This is a genomic window from Mesorhizobium sp. NZP2077, assembly GCF_013170805.1.
Lineage (GTDB): Bacteria > Pseudomonadota > Alphaproteobacteria > Rhizobiales > Rhizobiaceae > Mesorhizobium.
Genome location: NZ_CP051293.1, coordinates 5,996,715 through 6,017,263, shown reverse-complemented (window position 1 = coordinate 6,017,263; position 20,549 = coordinate 5,996,715). Strand labels below are relative to the sequence as shown.

The window sequence follows — 20,549 nt, the reverse complement described above, 5'->3', positions numbered from 1 at the left end:
TGAACCCCGACGGGCTCGGCTCGCCACCTGCTTCTATGAGTGTCGGCCAGGACATCTACGCCCTGGCCAAACAGCTCTTTCCGATCTGCAGGAGCATTACCGGACACGGCGTGCGACAAACTCTGGATATCCTGTCGGCGCACGTCAATCTGGAGCGGCATGAGGTGCCCACCGGGACGCAGGTGTTCGACTGGACCGTTCCGAAGGAATGGAACATCCACTCGGCCAGCATCAGAGGCCCAGACGGGCAGACGGTCGTGGATTTTGTCGATTCCAACTTGCACGTCGTCAACTACAGCCCTCCCTTCAAGGGAACACTGACGCTCGAAGAATTGAAACCGCACATCCATACGCTGCCTGATCAGCCCCAACGCATCCCCTACCGTACGTGCTACTACGCCCCGACCTGGGGTTTCTGCATGGCTCACGACCATTTGACGAAGCTGCCTGACGGTCTTTATCGGGTGGATATCGATACTGAATTGAGGGACGGCAGTCTGACTTATGGCGAATATCTGCACCGCGGGCAGACGGACCGGGAATTCCTTCTTTCCGCGCATATCTGCCATCCCTCCTTGGCCAACGACAATTGTTCAGGACTGGCCTTGCTGGCGCTCCTTGCAAGAAGTTTGAAGGCAAGGCACACGCGATACAGCTACCGCTTCCTGTTCGCTCCTGGCACGATCGGCTCGATCGCGTGGCTGTCTCGCAATGAAGACCGGACACATCTCATCGACCACGGCCTGGTCCTTTCGTGTGTTGGGGACGCCGCAAGCCCGACCTACAAGCGCAGCCGCCGTGGCGACGCCTTCATCGACCGCGCGATGGCGCACGTCCTCGGGCGTGAAGCCGGAGCGAAGCTGATGGATTTCTCCCCCTACGGCTATGATGAGAGGCAATACTGTTCGCCGGGCTTCAATCTTCCGGTCGGTATGTTCCAGCGGAGCGTTCACGGGACCTTCCCCGAATACCACACGTCGGCCGACAACCTCGACTTCATCAGCCCGGAACATCTCGAGGATTCTTTTCGCATCTTGACGGACGTGATCGACATTGTTGAAGAGGACTGGACGCCGTTGAACCTCTTGCCCAAGTGCGAACCACAACTCGGCAAGCGCGGCCTCTATGCAGCCTTGGGAGGGCAGAAATCGTCAGGCGTAACGTCGATGGCCCTGCTTTGGGTGCTCAACCTCGCCGACGGCCAGCATTCGCTTCTGTCCATGGCGGAGCGTTCGAACCTGCCGTTCAAGGAACTGGCCGCCGCGGCGATGCTTCTGTCGGAATACAGTCTCCTGACAGCAGCTTTATGAGATCGCTGCGGCGACGGTCCGCTGTCTAATAAGGGGCCACATTTTGTCCCGTTCCGACATTGCTGTCGGCATCAGTGGCCAGCCAATCGAAAAGGCAGGGTCGTTGTAGAGGACGCCTGTCGATGCGTTGGGCGTATAGAACTGCGATATGAGATACGAGACCTCGGTGTCGTCCGTAAGGGTCTGGAGCCCGTGAGCGAACCCGGCAGGGATATAGACCTGCTTCATGTTTTGCGGCGTCAGCTCGAAACCAAGCCAGTTGTAGCGTGTCGGCGAATTCGGGCGCAGGTCCACGACGACATCAAAAATCGCGCCGCGGACACAGGAGACCAGCTTGATCTCCGCATAAGGTTCCTCTTGGTAGTGCAGTCCCCTGAGAGTTCCCTTTTTGATCGAATGTGCCCGGCTGTGCTGGACAAAGCGCGTCGCCAGACCGCAGTCCGCCATCTCCCTTTCACAGAAGAAACGAGTGAAAGAACCACGGTCGTCAACCATGGAAGTAGGCTCGATCAGCCAAACGCCTTGAAGCTCCGTTTCGGTAAACTGCATGTCGCCCTGGATTCCCCGGTGCCGAGCGAGACCGGCCCGTCAAGTGTCAGCGCCGTCAGCCCAAGCTGGAAGGGCTACCTAAGCCTTAGGTGGCCACTCCTATAGCGGTAGATCCGGAGGATGGCTTTAGCCGTTCGGCGGGCTTGGCGGCGGCATTGCCGCGGCCGGTTCCCTATAAGGATTAAGACACCAGACGGATTGGCAAATCGAACCAAGGGGGGGCGGGTCCTAACCTGCCGCCATCTGCCTACGGAGGCGCCGGCGGCAAGCATAGGTACTTCGTAGCCCACAGCGTCTCCGTTTTTCAAAACCAGCCGTGCAGGAGTAGGGAATGAACATTCAGGCTGTCGAAATCGTTCGCGATCATGGTGCGGCACGGCGGAATGTTGGTTGCAGGCTTTGCGGGTCGCTCCTGCGCAATACCCTGGTCGATCTTGGCATGTCGCCGCCTTGCGAGAGTTTCCTGCAGGCCGACCAGCTTGACCAGATGGAACCCTACTATCCGCTTAACGTGCTTGTCTGCGACACTTGCTATCTGGTGCAGCTCAAGGAGTACATGAGCCCTGAGACCATCTTCAGCGAATACGCCTACTTCTCCTCGTTCTCGACAAGCTGGGTGGCTCATTCGAAAGTCTATTGCGAGGCGATCACAAAACGCCTTGGGCTTGGCTCCGACAGCCTTGCAGTGGAGCTCGCAAGCAACGATGGTTACCTGCTGCAGCACTTTCTACCGCTCGGCGTTCCTGTGCTCGGCGTCGAGCCCGCCGCCAATGTTGCGCGCGCCGCCGTCGAGAAGGGCGTGCCCACCCGGGTCGACTTCTTCGGGGTTCGGCTGGCAAATCAAATGGTGGCCGAAGGACTTCGCGCGAACCTCATCATCGGCAACAACGTCTTGGCGCAGGTGCCAGACCTCAATGACTTCGTCGCTGGGATGAAAATCCTGCTCAAACCAGAGGGCGTGGTCACTCTTGAGTTTCCACATATCGAGCGACTGATGGCGGAGAACCAGTTCGACACGATTTACCACGAGCATTTTTCATATTTCTCGCTGCTGACGATCGACCTGATGGCTGCTCGCCACGGATTGCGGCTGGTCGACGTCGAGGAGTTGCCCACCCATGGCGGCTCACTACGCGTCTATCTCGCCAATGAGGGCAGTAGCTGGGGCGTGAATGATCGGGTTGCCAAACTTCTCCAGCGCGAAGAGCGGCACGGGCTGAAGGAGATGCTTACCTATACCTCGTTCGGCCACAAGGCACAGCGTGCGAAGCGCGACCTCCTGGCTTTTCTTATCTCGGCCAAAAGCGAGGGTAAGAAGATTTGTGGCTACGGTGCGCCCGGAAAGGGCAACACGCTGCTCAATTACTGCGCGATCGGCACCGACTTCCTTGACTTCACCGTCGACCGCAATCCTTACAAACATGGCCGCTTCACACCGGGAATGCACATCCCAATCAAATCCGTCGAGGCGATCGACGAGGCCCGGCCAGATTACATCCTGATCCTTCCATGGAACCTGAAGGACGAGATCATGGAGCAGATGCGCCATGTCGCTGCTTGGGGTGCAAGGTTTGTGGTGCCAATTCCTTTCGTGACAGTGATTGATCCATCGGAGTTACGGAGATGAAAGTTGTCCTTTTTTGCGGCGGTCGCGGAACCCGGATCCGCGACTATTCCGACAGTATACCGAAGCCGATGATTCCGCTCGGCCACCAGCCCATTCTGCGCCACGTAATGCAGTGGTACAGCGATTATGGACATGACGAATTCGTCTTGTGCCTGGGCTACAAAGCCAACGTTATCAAGGATTTCTTCCTCAACACACGGCCGCAGACTTTTTCCGATTGCGTGGTGACGCAGGGAGGCCAGGATGTGAAACTGCTCGGTGACAAGGTCAAGGACTGGAGCATTACCCTGCTTGATACGGGAGTCTGGCGCAATATTGGCGAACGCCTCTGGGCGGCAAGGGACCAAGTCAAGAACGAGAAGATGTTCATGGCCAACTATTCCGATGGTCTGACCAATGTCGATCTCGACGATGTGATTGCGAAATTCGAGGCCAGCGGCAAAATCGGCTGCTTTCTCGCGGTGCGCGCGCCGCTCACATACCATTTGGCCGACATCGCGGAAGACGGTCGTGTGCGCGAGTTCCGCACCACGGATACGTCGGAGATCTGGATCAATGGCGGCTATTTCGTGTTTCGCCCCGAAATCTTCGACTATATGCGCGACGGCGAAGAACTCGTTCTCGAACCCTTCAGACGGTTGATCGATGACAACATGCTTATGGCGTACAAGCACCACGGCTTCTGGCGTTCGATGGATACGCTGCGCGATTGGCAATCGCTCGAAGACATGGTCGAAAGAGGCGACATGCCTTGGAACAGGAAGGTCACCGCCGAAAAAATCAAGCGCAGCGCGGTGATGGCCGTATCATGAGGGGACTTGGCCTCGCACGTCGCGGGGAGGAACTTTCAATCCTCTGCCTTGGTGCCCATTCCGACGACATCGAGATCGGAGCCGGCGGCACTATTCTCGGGCTGATCGAATCTGGGGTCAAACTAGACGTACACTGGTGTGTACTGAGCGCCGGCGGCCAGCGGTCGGCCGAGGCCAGCGCTTCGGCCGAAGCGTTCCTTGAAGGATCGAAGTCGTCGATAATCGATATCGCGGATTTCGAAGACAGCTACTTCCCGGCCCACAGCCGAGCGATAAAGCAGTGGCTGATAGATTTAAGATCCCGCGTACATGCCGACGTCGTGTTGACCCACGCAAGGTTCGATGCGCATCAGGACCACCGGGAGGTCAACCAACTGACCTGGAATGTCTTCCGCGATCATCTCGTGATCGAATACGAGATTCCCAAATGGGATGGCGATCTTTGCCAACCAAATGCCTATGTGCCGCTCACGGCCGCCGTGCTGGAACGCAAGATCGAACTTCTACACCAACATTTCGGGACGCAGCGCTCCAAGGACTGGTTCGACCGTGAGACATTCGCCGGGCTGGCAAGATTGCGCGGGATGGAGTGCCGGGCGCCGGAACATTTTGCCGAGGCATTTACGCTCAGAAAGGCTAGGCTTCTTTAGCAGGTGGCCACATTATCTCGCGAAGAAACTATGGTGATGCGCGAACTCTGACAAGGCGGCCCATCAACCCTACGAACATTTCCCTGCCCCGCCGCTATCCCTCAGCCGAAATGCGATGCCAGCGCTGACGCCTTGTCTACAGAACCTCCTGGAGGATATCGTCGCTTGATCCAAGAGCATGAGAAAAGCAACGCCCTCCCAATGTCATGACGTTGCAACGAGCCGGTGAGCTTCTGACTGCCGGCCGGTCGCGCTGCTTGCTACGTGAGGGTTCTCGGAAACCACGGGTACCCTTGCCTGTTCATCGCCATTGTTAAAGCGGCGGAATACGGGTTGCGAGGGGCGGCCGACCAAAAAGTGGCTTGCTCCCGATTCCAAGGCCTGCGCGTACACTGCCAGTGCCCCGTCAACGGCTTCGATCGTCTTCATGACGGCGGCGTCGTCGTGAGTGTAGCTGACTACGAGAGATGGCATGAGCACACCACGCTTGATCGTCTCCTGCAGGAACAGGGAACGGTATGTCTGCGAGGGCTTGCCGCTTGGATCGAGCGTGGCGTACGCCAGACAGCTGGGACGGCCGACAACCTTGAAATGCCTATCAACTCCATGGCGTCTGGCAACCTCTGCGATCCCGTCCCTTAATTTCGTTCCCTGACGGTGCAGGTGTTCGATGACGGGCTCGTCCCGATAAGTGCGCATGGTCGCGATCGCCGCGGCAAGCGCGTGGGTTTCCGCCCCGTGCGTGGTCGACAGCAGAAACACCCTGGGGCGATCCGTATGCTCGAGCCCACCGAGCCGCATGTATTCGCGTTTGCCTGCCAGGGCTGAGACCGAAAATCCATTGCCAAGGGCCTTGCCGAACGTCGACAAGTCCGGTTCGATGCCGTAGAGCCTCTGTGCGCCAGCTGCATGCCACCTGAACCCGGTGATCATCTCGTCGAGAATAAGCAGTGCGCCCTTTTCCCTGCAGAGACGCTGGACTTCATGCAGGAACCCGTCCGCCGGATCGTCGCCACGGGAGGGCTCGAGGATCAGGGCGGCCACCTTCCCTGGGTGCCTGTCGAACAAATCCTTTACACTGGCGATATCGTTGTACCGGAAAGAGACGGTCAGGTTCCGGACCGCTTCCGGAATTCCCGCATTCATCGGTGTGGTCCCAATGAACCAATCGTCTGTTGAAAAGAAGGGGTGGTCGGCGCAGCATGCGACGAGATCGCGACCCGTGTATGCGCGGGCAAGGCGGACAGCCCCTGAAGTCGCGTCCGATCCGTCCTTGCAGAACTTTACCATCTGGGCGCCAATGAGTTCCAGGAATGTTTCGGCGCAGTCGACCTCGATCCTGGCGGGCCGTGTGAAGTTTGAGCCACCGCTGAGCGCCGTCTCCACCGCTCTGAGCACGGTTGGGTAGGCATGCCCCAGCCCGACGGAACGATTGCCCATGCCGAATTCGACGTATTTGTTCCCATCGACATCCCAGACGTGGCACCCCAGACCACGTTCGATGAAGCCAGGCGCGAGAATGGGATACTGATCCTCGCCTTTCGCGTAGGTGTGGCTACCGCCCGGGATCAGTTCGCGTCCACGTTCTTGAAGGCGTCCGGATTTGCGAAAACAGAGATTTTGCTCAGACATGCGGACCACTCCATTTTGATAGAAAGTCTACATGTTCGGCCCTGGATTTTCGCGTTCTCCATAAGGTCACCGGTTAGCACTTATGGTGGATGGAAGGTGCCGATCCGCCCTTGGCTCCGCATGATGAGACGATCTTTTGGAATTCTAGAACAGCCGAATCCGGGCGCTTTTGGAACGCCCATGAAAAATCGCCTACGGCATCGTTTTGCGCTCTGGGCAGCGAGCCGCGCCTAAGCGCGCCCATTGTCCCGGATCAAAATCCTCAGCTTACGCGAGCGACCCGATTTTGAAGCAGAGCAGTATAAGCACGGCCCTCCGATTCAAGGAGGGCCGCCTGTTACTGCGATCAGTCTTCAGCCGGGGTTCCTTCCGCGAAGAGATCATTGACCTTGTAGGCGACTTCCGTGCGGTTGGTCGCCTTAAGCTTCTTCATGATGTTGCGGATGTGTACCTTCACGGTGCTTTCTCGCAGATTCAGCTCATAGGCGATGATCTTGTTCGCCTTGCCGCGTCGGAGCGCCTGCGCGACCTCAGCCTGCCTAAGCGTGAACATGCCGGTTAAAGGCCTCGTGTCACGGCTGCCTGAATCTATCAGGTGCCGCATGGATAGGACGCTGCTTGCCGGAACAAATATGCCGCCCGCCGCCGCGAGATTGATTGCCTCGACACAGACGTCGATCCCTACAGAGGTTGGAATATAGCCACGTGCGCCGCATTCGAGGGCCGTCAATATCTGTGCAAGGTCGTCTGTGTCGGCCAAAATCACCACAGGGACCGACTCGAATTCGCTCGAAATGCGCCTGATCTGATCCACGATGCCAGGATCGGTGACCTTCCGGCCTCCAAGGTTGAAGAGAATGGCTGCAAGGGGAGGGGGCGTTCCCTTTTTTGCGCGCCATTCGTCTATTGAACCCATGGCCTGGACCGCCATGCCGAGTTCGTGGTCTTCAAGGGCCGATGCGAGACATTCGCGGTCTAGGGCCCTTCCGTCTAAGATGAGGAGGCATTCCCTGCCTACTTCTTCGTTGACTATTCCCGTTCCGTCCGGCGGAATTTCTTTGTGATTTGCCAAAGTGTACTTATGCAGTCCTGCTGCGGAACTCATATTCCTACCCACCCTTTTTTCCACAAAATCCGCCCTGCGGCGGCCGATTAGCCCCTCATTCTTCAGATACTTCAGAATTTCGAAAGTTTGATACCCAGCCCGTTTTGAGAGCTTTAGCCGGGATTTCCCAACTTGGCGCCCTCCGCTGTTCCTTTTTGCCCAATCAGAACAACCTGAACAGCTTATGGGCTATTCGCAAGCAGTCGCTAACATAGGTTAATTTTTAGTAAATAATTAAGTCGGCGACAGCAGCCGAGGTCGAGCCACGCCATAGGCGCTGCAATCTGGCTTAAGGCGGAAGAGGTAACTGGTCCCCACAACAGCCAGTCGATTGTCCGCCCGCGGAGGGTATGAATATCGCGACCTCTTCCTTAATCCATCGGGTAACGCGCATCTCTGCCGGCCCTCATCCGATGGGCGGAAGTGGCGGCTTCTTGCATCCCCTGACAAAGTTTCAAAGGCCTCGTTGACGAATTTATGCTGCTGGCAATGAGCATCTAAGCGCCAACGTCTGGGTAACGCTTAGGCGGCCTGTCCGCGGCGAAAGGCAAAGACAGGTAGGGGGGGCGCCGCCCGCTCGGCGGCTCCCCCTGCCACTCCATGGCGAATACGCTGTTGGGCAAATTGCCAGGACAATTTATTTGGAAGGGCAAGTCAAATTCGCCTGCCGGCCCGGCAGGACGCCAAGCCGTACAGATGAGCCGCATTTACCCCCAGACAGAGGTACGAGTCATGAAGGCCCGGCCTCAGGCGGTTCCCTGAGGATCAGCCTCGGTCAGCCAATTCACATCCAGAACGGTTCCGTCATTCTGGATCACAGCTTCGAAAGCGTCGATCAGCCTTTTGGCGGCTTTGCTCGCAATATGGCTCTCGGGGTACTTGGCCTTTACCGCCCGTGCACACTCGTAAACCTCCTTGAGTTGCCTGACCTGCTTGGGCCCGAATGCGCGATATACAACCTGGGTGGTCATATCGCCTGTCCTCCTTGTGCTGGAACTTAGACAACCCGCCCATTGCCCAGCCTCCCATTCCGTCATCATTGACGCAGGTTTTGCGACAGAAAGCAAAAGCTGCTTACGACTTTGGTAAGGTCACAGACTTCCCTAGTCGAGGCGTTCTTTAGGCGGCGTACCGGGATTGAGGGTTAGCCATTTGCAGGAGGGTACAGGATTAAGAATACGAAAGGTCGCCATCACTAGACATCTCAATTGATCCCACGGCCGCGACTCGCTTTCCGCTCCTTTGGGGGCCATTTGTTCCCCGTCATGACCACGTGCTTTTTCATTTCGACGGTAATAGCGGGTACATTCAGCCTCAGAGCGCATGGTGAACTGACCGCTCCTTCCGTTATCAACGGTTAGGGAGGTGGGAATGCATTTGGGCGTTCCACCTTCGCAGGTGAGGCTACCCCCTTTGACTCTCTTGCCCGAGATATCCACCTGCCGAAAGATCAGCCGTCGGACAGCTTGCTGTATCCGCAGCACTGGAGCCAAACCAAGCGGGAAGCTCGATCGGCATGCAGGTGTCTCTGCCGGGACTGCTAATATGCGCGGCTATTTTGGTCGTTGCTTACCATTCAAGGGGAATGCTGATCATCGGCTTGATCGCTTCCCAGGCCTTCGGTGCGACGGCCATCATGACCCTTACCTTTCTGGGTGGGTCATCCCCGTTGATCTACACCATATTCGCGCTCCTGCTCGTCACGGCCGTCGCGGCGAGACGCCGTATCTGGTTTGACCTTGGAATCGTATTCGGAAGCATCCGGCCGGTCTGGATTCTTACAAGCCTCATGGTTTACGCAATCATCGGATCATGGCTGTTTCCTCGGTTCTTTGCAGGACAGACAGCGGTCTTCGTGCAGTCCAAGACCCGGGGCACAGTCGTAGAAGATTCCTTGGCGCCGGTTTCAGGCAACATTTCTCAGACGGGTTATTTCATTCTTGGTGGACTCGCCGCGATAGCGCTTTGCACCCTGCTGCTGCACTCCAACCGGATCGACCAAGTCCGCCGCGGCTTCTTCCTGTGGTGTGGCCTGCACACGGGAATGGGGTTGATCGATTTTATCGGCAAGAACGTGGGAGCGGGAGACTTGCTGGCCCCGATCAGAACCGCGAACTACGCGATCATAACGGACGCGATGGAGGCAGGATTCGTACGGATCACGGGGCCTTTTTCGGAGGCCTCTTCGTTCGCCAGCGTTTCCCTCGCCTGCCTGGCATTCTGCTACAGCTACTGGAGAAAGACGAAATCACCTCTTGCGAAATGGCTGTCGGGCATCCTGCTCTTCCTGTCCATTCTGTCGACTTCATCGACCGCCTATGTCGGGCTGACGCTGCTATGCATTCCTGTTGCTTTTTCCATGCTGGCTTCGGTCCTCAAGGGAAAAGTTGAGCGCGAAGAGATGCTGATAATCGCTCTCATGGTGCTGGGCGGGACCGCCATATTGGGCATCAGTCTTTACAAAGCCGAGGCCTTGGACCCTTTCGTCAGGCTGATCAACAGCACTATCATTAACAAAGCTGATTCCGGGTCGGGCCATGAGCGCACCTATTGGAATTTGAAGAGTCTACAGTCCTTTCTCGATACCAGTGGACTGGGCGTTGGTTTCGGCAGTTCAAGGGCATCGAGCTGGCCGATCGCTGTCCTTTCCCAGCTGGGCTTATTCGGTTCGCTGATGATGGCTGTCCTGCTCTGCATCCTGGCCAGGGGGCTGGGCGCGGTTCGGGAAGGGGTGGATCCAGAGACCGATGCAGTCGTGGCGAGCGTCAGGAATGCTGCCCTTGCAAGCATAATTGCCATGTCGGTGTCGGGTGGCAGCGCCGATCCAGGCATCCTCTTCTTCATCGCACTCGCAGTCGTTTCCGCCACGAGGGCCCGTGCTCTGCGCGGTATGAACGCATTAAGACGCGCCCCGGCGTCGGGCCATGGCACGGTCAACGTGGTGTCAGGCGGTTCCGCCGGATTGGCTTTGCGGCGGCAAAGGTTCTCGGCGATGTGCCAGGGCCCCGTCCTGTTCAATACCGACAGTGATGCCCAATAACGGACGGCCACGGGCTGCCGAGTATGGGAGATGTCGCGCTCAATCTGCGAGTTATCAACACTCGCAACTTCCAAATCGCGTATGTCTCAAGCACCAGAAGCACATCTACGGCTACGAAGTAGAAGCCAACGTCTTCAAATTCTTTAGAAATACCTTCGTCAAGTTTGACGACTGACCGCACACGAAGCTGGAGCGGTTCAAAAAACCTTTATGGTGCAATCGATGTTTGCTTCCATAACGGGTCGACGGCTTTCGTCAGACACCGTGACTGAGAGTTTGCTCTGCAATTCGCCCCGATCTTCGTCCTGCGCCATAGCGACCAGCATTCTAACTGCGTCTACCCGGGCCTCAAGCGCACCTACGTAATGGGTGCCCTCTGTGTCAGGAGAATGGGATTTGCCGTCTTGGATGTCGAAAAAAAATAGCGGCATTTTGAATCCGTGTTCAACAGCAATGCGCTCTTCAAAGCAAAACATTTTGTATGTTTGCTCACGGCTGCATAAGGCATTTTCTCGGAGGATTCCAGCAACTGCAGATAGGGCAACTGGCTGCGGCTGTGGACAACTCGAATCATCTCGATCACAAGACATTAATAAGAGTTACGGACCCGTTACCCGCTGAAAAGCACGACCTTTCAAGCCGCGACAAATGCCGCTGTAGAGGGCAGCCATCTGGTCTTTGTTGGAACGCAAAATAGACCCAAATCAGATCGCAAAAGGCATCGCGAAATCCAACGCCAATGTCTGCATCTCGTTGACGATACCAAGCCTGCGGGCATTGCAAAAAACGGCCAGGCAAAAAAACCTCATCCCGCATCCGCCCATCCTATCGTGGAAGCCTGGTCAACCAAATTGATAGATAGGGCTTAAGAATGGTTCTGGTAACCTGTCGCCTCGACAACACGGCATTTTTGCTGTTCGGAGTTTCCAGTCTTGTCGCTGAATTTCGTTGACGAAGCCCGGCCCAACACGTTCGAGTTTGAAACCTCGGCGCTGATCAAAGCGTCGGGGTTTAGGGAGTATGATGCGCGCTGGTGGTTTGGCCAGGTGGCACCCGAACTGAACCTGATCGGCGTCCAGGCGCTCGGTATGGGGCTTGGCACGCTGATCCGCCGTCTCGGCGCTGGACCCGATATCGTCACCGGGCATGATTTCCGCTCCTATTCGCTTTCTATCAAGCTGGCGCTGGTCTCCGGGTTGATGGCCGCTGGCGCGAAGGTCAAGGATATCGGTCTGGCCTTGTCGCCGATGGCCTATTTCGCCCAGTTCGCGCTCGATACGCCGTCGGTCGCCATGGTCACCGCCTCGCACAACCAAAACGGTTGGACTGGCGTCAAGATGGGTGCAGCACGGCCACTGACCTTCGGTCCCGAAGAGATGAACGCCCTGAAGACAATTGTGCTGGCCCGCGACTTCGATCTTGTTGGCGGCGGCTCTTATGATTTCATTTCCGGCTTTCGAGAAACATATCTGGACGATCTGACCCAGGACAAGCGCATCTCGAAAAAGCTCAAGGTCGTGGTCGCTTGCGGCAATGGTACTGCCGGCGCCTTTGCGCCTGAAGCGCTGGAACGGATCGGCTGCGAAGTGATCCCGCTCGATATCGAGCTCGATCATACATTTCCGAACTACAATCCAAACCCCGAGGACATGCAGATGCTGCATGCCATCAGGGACAAGGTGCTGAAAACCCGGGCAGATGTCGGGTTGGGTTTCGACGGCGATGGCGACCGCTGCGGCGTCGTCGACAATGAGGGCAACGAAATCTTCGCCGACAAGGTCGGTGTGATGCTGGCACGGGATATTTCGCTTCTCTATCCCGGCTCGACCTTCGTCGTCGACGTCAAGTCGACCGGGCTGTTTCACACAGATAGCGTGCTGCAGGCGAACGGCGCGGTCACCGACTATTGGAAAACCGGCCACTCCCACATCAAGCGTCGCGTCGCCGAACTCGGCGCCGTCGCCGGCTTCGAAAAATCTGGTCATTTTTTCTTCAACCCGCCGATCGGTCGCGGTTACGACGATGGGTTGATCACCGCCATCGCCATTTGCCAGATGCTGGATCGCAGTCCCGGCAGTTCGATGGCCGACCTATATCGCGCGCTACCACTGACCTTCGGCACACCGACCATGTCGCCTCACTGCGCGGACGACGTGAAGTATGGTGTCGTCGAGCGGGTGGTTGCCGACTTTCAGGCTATGAAGCGGAATGGTGCTGCCTTCGCCGGTCAGAAGATTGCTGATCTGATCACCGTCAACGGCGTGCGCGTCGTCGCCGAGGACGGCACCTGGGGGTTGGTGCGCGCCTCGTCGAACAAGCCGGAGCTTGTCGTCGTTGTTGAGAGCCCCGTATCGTCGTTGCGCCGCCGGGAGATGTTCGAGGCCGTCGACGTCGTGCTGCGCCGCAGTTCGCAAGTGGGCGCTTACAACCAGACTTTCTGAGCGCCCTTTCCTCGACTGGTCAAGTGATCCCCAACAGCTGGCGCAGGCGGACTGGCAGTCGGGGCGAGGCTTGCAGTTCGCCACAACTTGTCTCCCATTGCTGCAGATACTCGTTGATCGGGAGACCGGTACGGCCGGGCCAGCGATTGAGTGCGCCCAGCGCCTCGACGCAGTCCGGCTCGCGGTCGTATTCGGCCAGGATAGTCACCGACATCGCCTGGGCGAACGGATTGAGGGCAAGCTTCTCGACCTCGTCGCGGTAGTCGGCGAACCACGCTACGGCGTTGCGGGTGAGTCCCTGGCTTTCAGCGAGAGCCGCATAGTGGTCGATGATGTCCTGGCGATACCGGGCGATGGCATCGCCGAAGGCGTTATCGCCGGCGAAGGGCGGGGCCTCCTTCCAGCTTTTTGCCAGGCGCCCGAGCCCGCGCAGCGAGTGTGCCTCCACGATGGCTTCCTCGAGCCATTGGCAGGGCGGCGCCGGTTTGGCGTCCGGCTGCCAGCTGTTGCAAAGGACATGGCCGAGCTCGTGGCCGAACTGATAGGCAAGCTTCGACCAGTCCCGCTCACCGATGTCGACGATGATCCACGCCATGCTGCTGCCATCAGGGTGCAGCCACACGGCCGGCGAGCCGGAAGTGTGCTCGTCGACGCGCAGCCGCGTCGGCTGGCGGTCGGAGAGCAGCCGGACGCCATCGAGGCAGGCATGCCGCATCCGCTCAACGACCTGATCAGCCGCGCCCTCAAGCATGCGGCCCCAGTCGCCGGCAAGCTCGATGGGCGCGGTGAGGAGGGTTGGCGATTGGCGGACCGAAGGAGATTTGGGAGACATGGCTGCGTAGGTTTTCCGCGAGTGACTCCACAGCATAGCTGGCGCGAAGCTGGCAGCCAATGAGACGGAAGCAAGTATGCTGAACTTTCGTCTGTTCGTCAGCTGATGCTCCTCTGTCCAAACATCTCTCGAGATATAGCCGGAGGTCATCGGGAACGCAGCAACTGATGAACCGCGGGCTTGCTAGCGAAGCAGTCTAAGAAACAAGCTCCTTTGGGATGCCGCACGCATCGAAGAACAGCGAAATATTTCCTGATAAGAGAAAGGGAAGGGTCTCACGGATTCGTTCTTCCTCCCAATCCCACCAGCGAATCTTGAGTAGAGTTGCGACCTCCCTCTCGGAAAAACGAAGTCGCACAGTCTCCGCGGGATTTCCCGCAACGAGTGCGTATGGCGGAACATCACGCCGGACTACGCTGCCTGCCCCTATGACGGCTCCGTCCCCGATCCTTACACCGGAATGGATCATGGCATGGCTCGCGATCCAAACGTCATTTCCGATAATGACATCGCCCCTGGTCGATGGGTGTCCGGATATATTTTCGGCCTCGGGCCAGTGGGCGATGGCGGAAAAAGGATAAGTTGTTATCCAATCTGAGCGGTGGTTCCCTCCAAGAAATATTTCAACGCCGTCTGAGATAGAACAAAATCTTCCGATCTTCAACGATGCTCTTTCACCCCACCATCTGACGGTAGGAACTCCATAGCTATATTCTCCAATGTCAAAACCTCTGCCTTCCAACGCAGATCGAGTGAAGATTGGAATGACCTGAGGCATCTATTTCGACTCCTGGAACGCGGACCGAGGGCTGCTCCCGGGTCGAACTGGATCAAATCCAAAACTTCGTCGCAAAATGCTGAGCTGTGGAGAATTCTCTGCTCTTCTCAATAGATAGAGTCGTCCAGTAGTTGTCGTAAGCCTCTCGATCGATATCTTTTGAGGAAAAGCGATCAACAATCTCGACATATGCACTGTCAAGCGCTTGGCTAGCCGGGTCGAGATTAGTGATGGAAACGAGCCCTGTCGGCGGGCAGTCGAACATCGTTATGGACAGATCGGGGCGGTAACTCCGAAGGACGGGAATGACCTTCCATACATCTCCTGTCCACCATCGTGCAAAGCGCGATTTGGCCCACGTAGGGTCAGAGCGATCTCTAACGGTCATAAAGAACCCCGGAGGAAGGCAATCGTGAAGAAGGATGATCGAATTCTTGCGGCAATGCTTTTCTGTGTTCATAAAATCGCGGAGCAGGAATTCGAAAAGATGCATTCCATCAAGGAACGCTAGATCGATTGGAGCGCCGAACAATTGAGAGGCGTTGTGGGTCGCGAAAAACTCGTCGCTAGATTGCTGAAATAGCATACAACTCGGTTTTACACCCATTATGTCGGCATCGATCTGGAATTGGGGGTCGACCGCTATGCTGGCGCCATTGGCCAATCGAAGTGTCCCGCCGCTAAGCGTGCCAATCTCGAAGTACGTCTTCGGTTTAAGGCATAGATGGAGAGTGTTGAGAAACGTGGAATAATTCTCACCGCAAATAGCGGCTGAATGATCAGCGTCGTCATTCGTACTTGAATTATCAATATCCAACCTAGGTTCTCATTTTCAATCTAAAAATGAACAGTCGACCGCGGTGTTAACTATGGTATCTTAACTGCAAACCGCCGGAGCGACAAGAGCCGGTGTCGACTGAAAGACAGTCGAGGCATCGATTGCAGAGACGGCGATGGGGGCCGCCGTTGACGCTTCGACCATCAAACCAGCCACGGCCACGTCCTCAGCCGAGTGCGCCGGTAATGGCCTCTGCGCAGAAATGGTAACCTAGATCCGAAATCGCTGGCCAATCCCACCAAGCATTCTCGTTTTAGCGCCATAAATCTCGCCTGACCAATCTATGGGAGCGCCTCCGTATAACGTGCCGGCCAAAAGCAGACTGGAAATGGTTCAGATATCGTCATCATGGCCTGGCCACCCTCGCCTTCAGTGCCATGCCTGAGCGAGAAAACCTACATGGCACTAACTCAACAACATCTTAGTAGATGTCCGATTAGCAAATGTCCGTCGCCGCTCGTGAACCATCAGTATTATAACATCGGCTCCGGGCGCGAAGCCTCCGATTTTTCTGACTGAGTAAGATTAGGCCTTTGTCTAAGAATCCGAGACCACCTCACTATGCTCGGAAAAAGTACGTATGATAAACAAATTGCATCGGTCTGACAACATATGGATTTGTATCAATTATAGTAAGAATAGTCTTCATATCATTACTTGGATTAACGCCAATACCTTTAAGATAGTCGTAAAACGGTCCTGAATCCGGTTTGCATTCGTTCGCATGTCGGATGAGGAAATTGTCAACGATGCCTGCGCGCCAACGCTCTTTCAGGTGGTGACCCCAATATATATCGAGTCCCCATCCCGAAATTGACAAATCAAACGAATGGAGCATCTCCCGCAGAAAGTCACGTCTGAAGAATGGGGCCATCACCTCGACCCAATTTGTCGTCCGTAATATTAGACCGGGGTGATGACGCGTAAGCGGGATGACACAGAAACTGTCAGAGGTAAGAGACGGTTGTGCGATATCCAGTGAATATTCTTCGCAAAGTTTGAAAAAATCATCGGGATCGAATAGAACTTCAATGTCATCGTCCAGAAAAAAAACTCCTTCATAGATATTGTGCAATCCCGTCGCCTCGAATAGCCGTTTGGCGCCATGCATCTTTGAAAGACCGCCGCCAAAAATGAGCTCGGCTCCGGTGCGAAAAGCGTCATCTGGGTGCGGGTCTGCATAGTAGTTTATCCCCACATCGTACTCCCGGCGCTCACTCAGAGGCTCAGAAAACAAGGAGGGACGGCGCTTGGAGCCGGCGCGTATCAGAATCAAGTACCGCCTTGGTTCACGCGGGACAGTTAGTATCTGAATGTCGTCCGAGTTCTTAAACATTGACGATTCTCCGATATCACGGCGGCGGTCTTCGGCCTCGATTTTTGCCGATGAAGGGACGTGGCGCCGGCGGTCCCGTGACGAGGCGCCCGAAGGCTTCGCGGGAATCATCGGGCGTCCTTTGCGTCATCGAATGCACCTCATGTTACTCGTCGCGTCGACATTGGCGCTCGAGAGCATCAAGACTCCAACGCCCGTAGGCGGCTTTGCCAGTATCTTCATCTTCCCTCGCATGCGCGCGTCGAGCCATGGCGGCCTGTTGTGCTTCCATGACAAACTAGCTCGGCTCTCGGTGATCCGCGTCTGTCCGGTCTGACGGTAGTTCGGTATCGTGAATGACGAGTGGTGGCATGCAAAGGAAAGCTTGCATTGAGCCATATGCCGCACACATCGCGCAATCGATACCCGTGTCATCGAGGATGACAGCAGTGCCGGGAAAGGGGATCAGTCTGCTTCGTAGCGGCAGACATTTTTCCAGAAGTATTCGCGCGCCTCTTGGTGTGACTGTGTAAGCCTGAGTCCCAAATGAGTGCTCTACCTTGATGAGGGATCGAGAAAATTTCTCGGCCTGAAACAATGTAGATTTATTCATATACCGACGATCGTAAAACTCCAGCTTGGCTTTGGAGAAGCCAAAATCCAACCAGAGAAATAATGGGTCAAATATATATCCCCACTGTATCAAGTCCCAGTCCGCAGGTGCTTGAGAGACAATATTGGCGGATTCCTCTGTAAATCGAAACGATGTTCGAACGTCGTCTTCAAAAATAGTTATCGCCTTGTTCTCTGACGCCGACAGCTTCCACAAGTTGATATGCGATAGAGCGCATCCCAACGTACCCGGGGGATACGGACAATCACTGGTAATCAGCCCTTCCTTGATGAGCGCCTCCCTGTCGAGAGAAGTGCCGTCAACGGCCGATACACGAACCGTATTGTGCATTAGATGCCAGTTATTGCTTTGATACATGCTCCAGCGCTCTACACTGCGGTCGAGGTTTATCAGGTGTATTTTCGGCGAATCCTTCGGCTCGACAGGTCGATCTGACATCGGTAGGGAGCCCGGGGGCGTGGCGACAGTGAATACCGGGGTATCGCCCGCGCCACGCAACAGCGCTCGGGCGCGCTCGATCCCATCACTCACATAATATTGGCCATCGCCAAAGGTGATGTAGCCATATACTTGTCGGTTATCCATATACTGGACGACGCCGGCCTTGCGGGCGCTATCGGCAAAAACAACGTACTCATACCGCGATGTGGCGTCCTCGTATGTCAGTTCGGTCAGCACGTCGGCGCGGACGAGATAGGTGCAGTGTACGAGCGGCATCTCGATAATACCGCGCACATGGCGGTTGAGCACCCAGCCATATTGATCGCATTGTTGATAATATCCGTTCGCATCGACCTCGGCGTGGTAGTTCGAATAGTATTGACCGGGCGAGATGGAGCGAAGCAGGGGAGCGACGATCGGCACGTCGAGCGCGACGAGTTCCCGCAGCGTGGCCGGTCGCACGAAATTGTCGACGTCGACAACGAAATAGAAATCGCAGCTGTGTTGGAGAGTTTTCCGCAAACTTATGTTGCGGATTCGGCCAAGCACCCTGAAGCGCGTCTCGTTCCATTCGTGCTCGCCAAATCGCTCGACCCTATCAGCCACGTCGGAACCATCGAACTCAACCGCGGCATAGAGGTGACCAACGCGCTCCACCCATTCGCGCAATATGTGCTCGGTCCTGTCGGTGTTGTTGTTTGTCCGGATATACAGGACGATCGACGCCTTCGGGTAGTCGAGCGCCTCGATACACTCAAGGTAAAGCGGCAGTGCCGGCTCTTTCTGCTTGGCCAGGATTGCCACCAGGATGCGCGGCGTGCCCTCCATACGCGACCGCAAGGAACGCTGCCGGACAAGCTTGTGCTGGTCGATCAAGCTCTCTGTCCCGAACGATCCAAGTTTCGGAGACTCATTGACCGGGAGCTTATCGGTGGCGAAGCGCGCGTTGGCCACCACACGCTTCGCCATGTCCGCCGGCAATTTGTCGTTGGCGAGCAGTTTCAGGCAGGCGTCAAGCGATTCCCTGTAAGCGCCGGTCCAGTACGCATTGACCGCAAACTCATCGAGCAGTCCGTAGTCATAGACCCAGGGCTGAATGAAAAGTCCGGCGGGTTGAACAAGGTCGAGCCCTCGACGCGCAAATTCCGTTCCTTCCGCATTCCGGCCCTGATTGCGGCAATAGAGACTTGCGGCGTGAAGAGCCTCCGCGCGGCCGGGAACGACCTGCACCGCGCGCTCAAAGACGGCAACGACCTGGTCGAATGGCCGTCCCAGCGCTGCCATCAGGTTGCCCGCCTCGAGAAGGCTGACATAGACCTCCTCCTCCCAAAAACCCAGCTCGGCGCGCTTCAGATAGTTCGCCAGCGATTTTTCACGCTCGCCGGAATCTTTGTAGCTTTGCGCCAAATAGAAGGTGTATCGCGAAAGTAAGAAGGGGTCGGTCTCCGTGGCAAGCTCGTTTTCTAGCACGGCGGCGTCGTCTTGGTACTTTCGCGGGTTTTGACTGCGTGCTCCGCCACGCCCCGTCGCCACGCGAAAACCCTTGGCGGTCTCCCGCGTGAGATGGCCAGGAGGGGCCTCGAGATATTCGTGCAGAACGCCCTTGAAGGCGAACGGCAGCCGGTTGCGGCAGATCTGTGGGCGATAAAACGAAATGCCACCATGTAACACCTCGATGTCGTACAAATCGTGTTCCATCTGCGACTTGAACCCGATCGGATCGAAGTCAACGTCCCGGATCAGAACATCGTCCGCATCGATAATCATTGCATAGTCGACAGTCTCGACCTCACGCAATCTTTCAAGGGCGAAGGTACGGTTGTACGCGAAGTCCCGCCACGGCTCGTCGATGACAGCGCCTTGGACATTGTGATCGGCGAGGAATCCGCGGATTAGGTCTTGCGTGCCGTCCTCGGAACCCGTGTCGACTACGAGCACGTAGTCGACGAGGGGAAGTGCGCTGGCGAGGCATTGCAGGATAACCTTCGCCTCGTTCTTGACGATCATGCATAGGCCGATGGTGCTCATGCTATTCCTTCAACTGAGCGGCGCTGCGTTGCGCGCCTGCTCGAAATCGTCGAATGAGAATTCGTGCAATCCGTCCGGCCGAGCGGATTTGCCAGGCTTCGATCGCTCATGCATTTCCCCCGCAGTCGCCACCCTTTTGCCGGTCCGGCCGCCGTAACAGCTTAAATTCCTAAAGTCCGATTATTCCTTCTCACGTTCGTGCAGCGTCGTCCTCTGGAAACCGCGCTTAACCTTATCCATCGTGGTTAGAAGTCGCCAGTCGCGCCTACGCTAGAGGCAACGATTACCGCGAAGGTTCTCGCCGAACTGCAACTGCCTGCACTCACTCCTTCGTCCAGCCCAACCGGCCTACGCCGTATACTTCATACTTCGCCGCCATTTGCCAGCTGCCGTCAAGGTTTGGACAGCCACATCCGCGGACGTGGCGTCCCGGCCTGGCTGGCATCCCTGCAAGCATCAGTGCTTGCAAGCCAGCATGGACGACGAACACCTTCAACTACAGCATGAAGCTGACAGC

Annotated in this window: 16 protein-coding genes; 6 read left to right on the top strand and 10 right to left on the bottom strand. The window is 56.5% G+C overall.

The window, feature by feature from the left end; all coding sequences use genetic code 11:
• Positions 1 to 35: 35 nt before the first annotated feature.
• Complete coding sequence (locus tag HGP13_RS29910) at positions 36 to 1,310, top strand: DUF4910 domain-containing protein (RefSeq protein ID WP_246707479.1); 1,275 nt, start codon at positions 36 to 38, stop codon at positions 1,308 to 1,310.
• On the opposite strand, the gene rfbC is transcribed toward HGP13_RS29910, so the two are convergent.
• The gene (rfbC, locus tag HGP13_RS29905; RefSeq protein ID WP_172232583.1) at positions 1,305 to 1,859 is read right to left on the bottom strand and encodes a dTDP-4-dehydrorhamnose 3,5-epimerase; all 555 of its coding nucleotides are present in this window, start codon (positions 1,857 to 1,859) and stop codon (positions 1,305 to 1,307) included. The two genes, HGP13_RS29910 and rfbC, sit on opposite strands and share 6 nt — an antisense overlap.
• 331 nt (positions 1,860 to 2,190) lie before the next feature.
• Here rfbC and HGP13_RS29900 point away from each other — a divergent pair, with 331 nt between their 5' ends.
• Genes HGP13_RS29900 through HGP13_RS29890 form a run of 3 tightly spaced genes read left to right on the top strand, consistent with a single transcriptional unit; the run spans position 2,191 to position 4,948 of the window.
• Positions 2,191 to 3,486: a class I SAM-dependent methyltransferase gene (locus HGP13_RS29900; RefSeq protein WP_172232580.1), complete on the top strand. Its 1,296-nt coding sequence runs from the start codon at positions 2,191 to 2,193 to the stop codon at positions 3,484 to 3,486.
• Positions 3,483 to 4,298: a sugar phosphate nucleotidyltransferase gene (locus HGP13_RS29895; RefSeq protein WP_172232577.1), complete on the top strand. Its 816-nt coding sequence runs from the start codon at positions 3,483 to 3,485 to the stop codon at positions 4,296 to 4,298. The genes HGP13_RS29900 and HGP13_RS29895 overlap by 4 nt, the downstream gene beginning before the upstream one ends.
• Positions 4,295 to 4,948 carry a PIG-L deacetylase family protein gene (locus HGP13_RS29890; protein ID WP_172234900.1) on the top strand — a complete coding sequence of 218 codons (654 nt, stop codon included), beginning with the start codon at positions 4,295 to 4,297 and terminating at the stop codon, positions 4,946 to 4,948. The genes HGP13_RS29895 and HGP13_RS29890 overlap by 4 nt, the downstream gene beginning before the upstream one ends.
• A 204-nt stretch (positions 4,949 to 5,152) precedes the next feature.
• On the opposite strand, the gene HGP13_RS29885 is transcribed toward HGP13_RS29890, so the two are convergent.
• The 3 genes from HGP13_RS29885 to HGP13_RS29875 form a co-directional block, all read right to left on the bottom strand.
• Positions 5,153 to 6,580 (bottom strand): glutamate-1-semialdehyde 2,1-aminomutase, encoded by a 1,428-nt coding sequence (locus HGP13_RS29885; protein ID WP_172232574.1) that lies wholly within the window; start codon positions 6,578 to 6,580, stop codon positions 5,153 to 5,155.
• Between the two features lie 346 nt (positions 6,581 to 6,926).
• Positions 6,927 to 7,685, bottom strand: coding sequence for a response regulator transcription factor (locus tag HGP13_RS29880; RefSeq protein WP_172232571.1), 759 nt, complete (start codon positions 7,683 to 7,685; stop codon positions 6,927 to 6,929).
• 746 nt (positions 7,686 to 8,431) lie between these two features.
• Positions 8,432 to 8,656, bottom strand: a complete 225-nt coding sequence (locus tag HGP13_RS29875) for a hypothetical protein (protein ID WP_172232568.1) — start codon at positions 8,654 to 8,656, stop codon at positions 8,432 to 8,434.
• A 545-nt stretch (positions 8,657 to 9,201) separates the two neighbouring features.
• Between HGP13_RS29875 and HGP13_RS29870 the strand changes: the two genes are divergently transcribed.
• A complete protein-coding gene (locus HGP13_RS29870; protein ID WP_210266330.1) occupies positions 9,202 to 10,725 on the top strand; it encodes a hypothetical protein in 1,524 nt (507 codons plus the stop codon).
• A 197-nt stretch (positions 10,726 to 10,922) separates the two neighbouring features.
• On the opposite strand, the gene HGP13_RS29865 is transcribed toward HGP13_RS29870, so the two are convergent.
• The gene (locus tag HGP13_RS29865; RefSeq protein WP_172232565.1) at positions 10,923 to 11,201 is read right to left on the bottom strand and encodes a hypothetical protein; all 279 of its coding nucleotides are present in this window, start codon (positions 11,199 to 11,201) and stop codon (positions 10,923 to 10,925) included.
• Between the two features lie 456 nt (positions 11,202 to 11,657).
• On the opposite strand from HGP13_RS29865, the gene HGP13_RS29860 reads away from it, so the two are divergent.
• Entirely contained in the window at positions 11,658 to 13,166 is a 1,509-nt protein-coding gene (locus tag HGP13_RS29860) for a phosphomannomutase/phosphoglucomutase (RefSeq protein ID WP_172232562.1), read from the top strand.
• A gap of 19 nt (positions 13,167 to 13,185) precedes the next feature.
• On the opposite strand, the gene HGP13_RS29855 is transcribed toward HGP13_RS29860, so the two are convergent.
• The 5 genes from HGP13_RS29855 to HGP13_RS29835 form a co-directional block, all read right to left on the bottom strand.
• Positions 13,186 to 14,148, bottom strand: a complete 963-nt coding sequence (locus HGP13_RS29855; protein ID WP_246707159.1) for a hypothetical protein — start codon at positions 14,146 to 14,148, stop codon at positions 13,186 to 13,188.
• A gap of 46 nt (positions 14,149 to 14,194) precedes the next feature.
• Positions 14,195 to 14,776 (bottom strand): CatB-related O-acetyltransferase, encoded by a 582-nt coding sequence (locus tag HGP13_RS38645; protein ID WP_172232559.1) that lies wholly within the window; start codon positions 14,774 to 14,776, stop codon positions 14,195 to 14,197.
• 52 nt (positions 14,777 to 14,828) lie between these two features.
• Positions 14,829 to 15,593 carry a class I SAM-dependent methyltransferase gene (locus tag HGP13_RS29845; RefSeq protein WP_172232556.1) on the bottom strand — a complete coding sequence of 255 codons (765 nt, stop codon included), beginning with the start codon at positions 15,591 to 15,593 and terminating at the stop codon, positions 14,829 to 14,831.
• 580 nt (positions 15,594 to 16,173) lie between these two features.
• Positions 16,174 to 16,950, bottom strand: coding sequence for a hypothetical protein (locus HGP13_RS29840; RefSeq protein ID WP_172232553.1), 777 nt, complete (start codon positions 16,948 to 16,950; stop codon positions 16,174 to 16,176).
• A gap of 277 nt (positions 16,951 to 17,227) precedes the next feature.
• On the bottom strand, positions 17,228 to 20,032 hold the full coding sequence (locus tag HGP13_RS29835) for a glycosyltransferase family 25 protein (protein WP_172232550.1): 2,805 nt from the start codon (positions 20,030 to 20,032) through the stop codon (positions 17,228 to 17,230).
• Positions 20,033 to 20,549 lie beyond the last annotated feature (517 nt).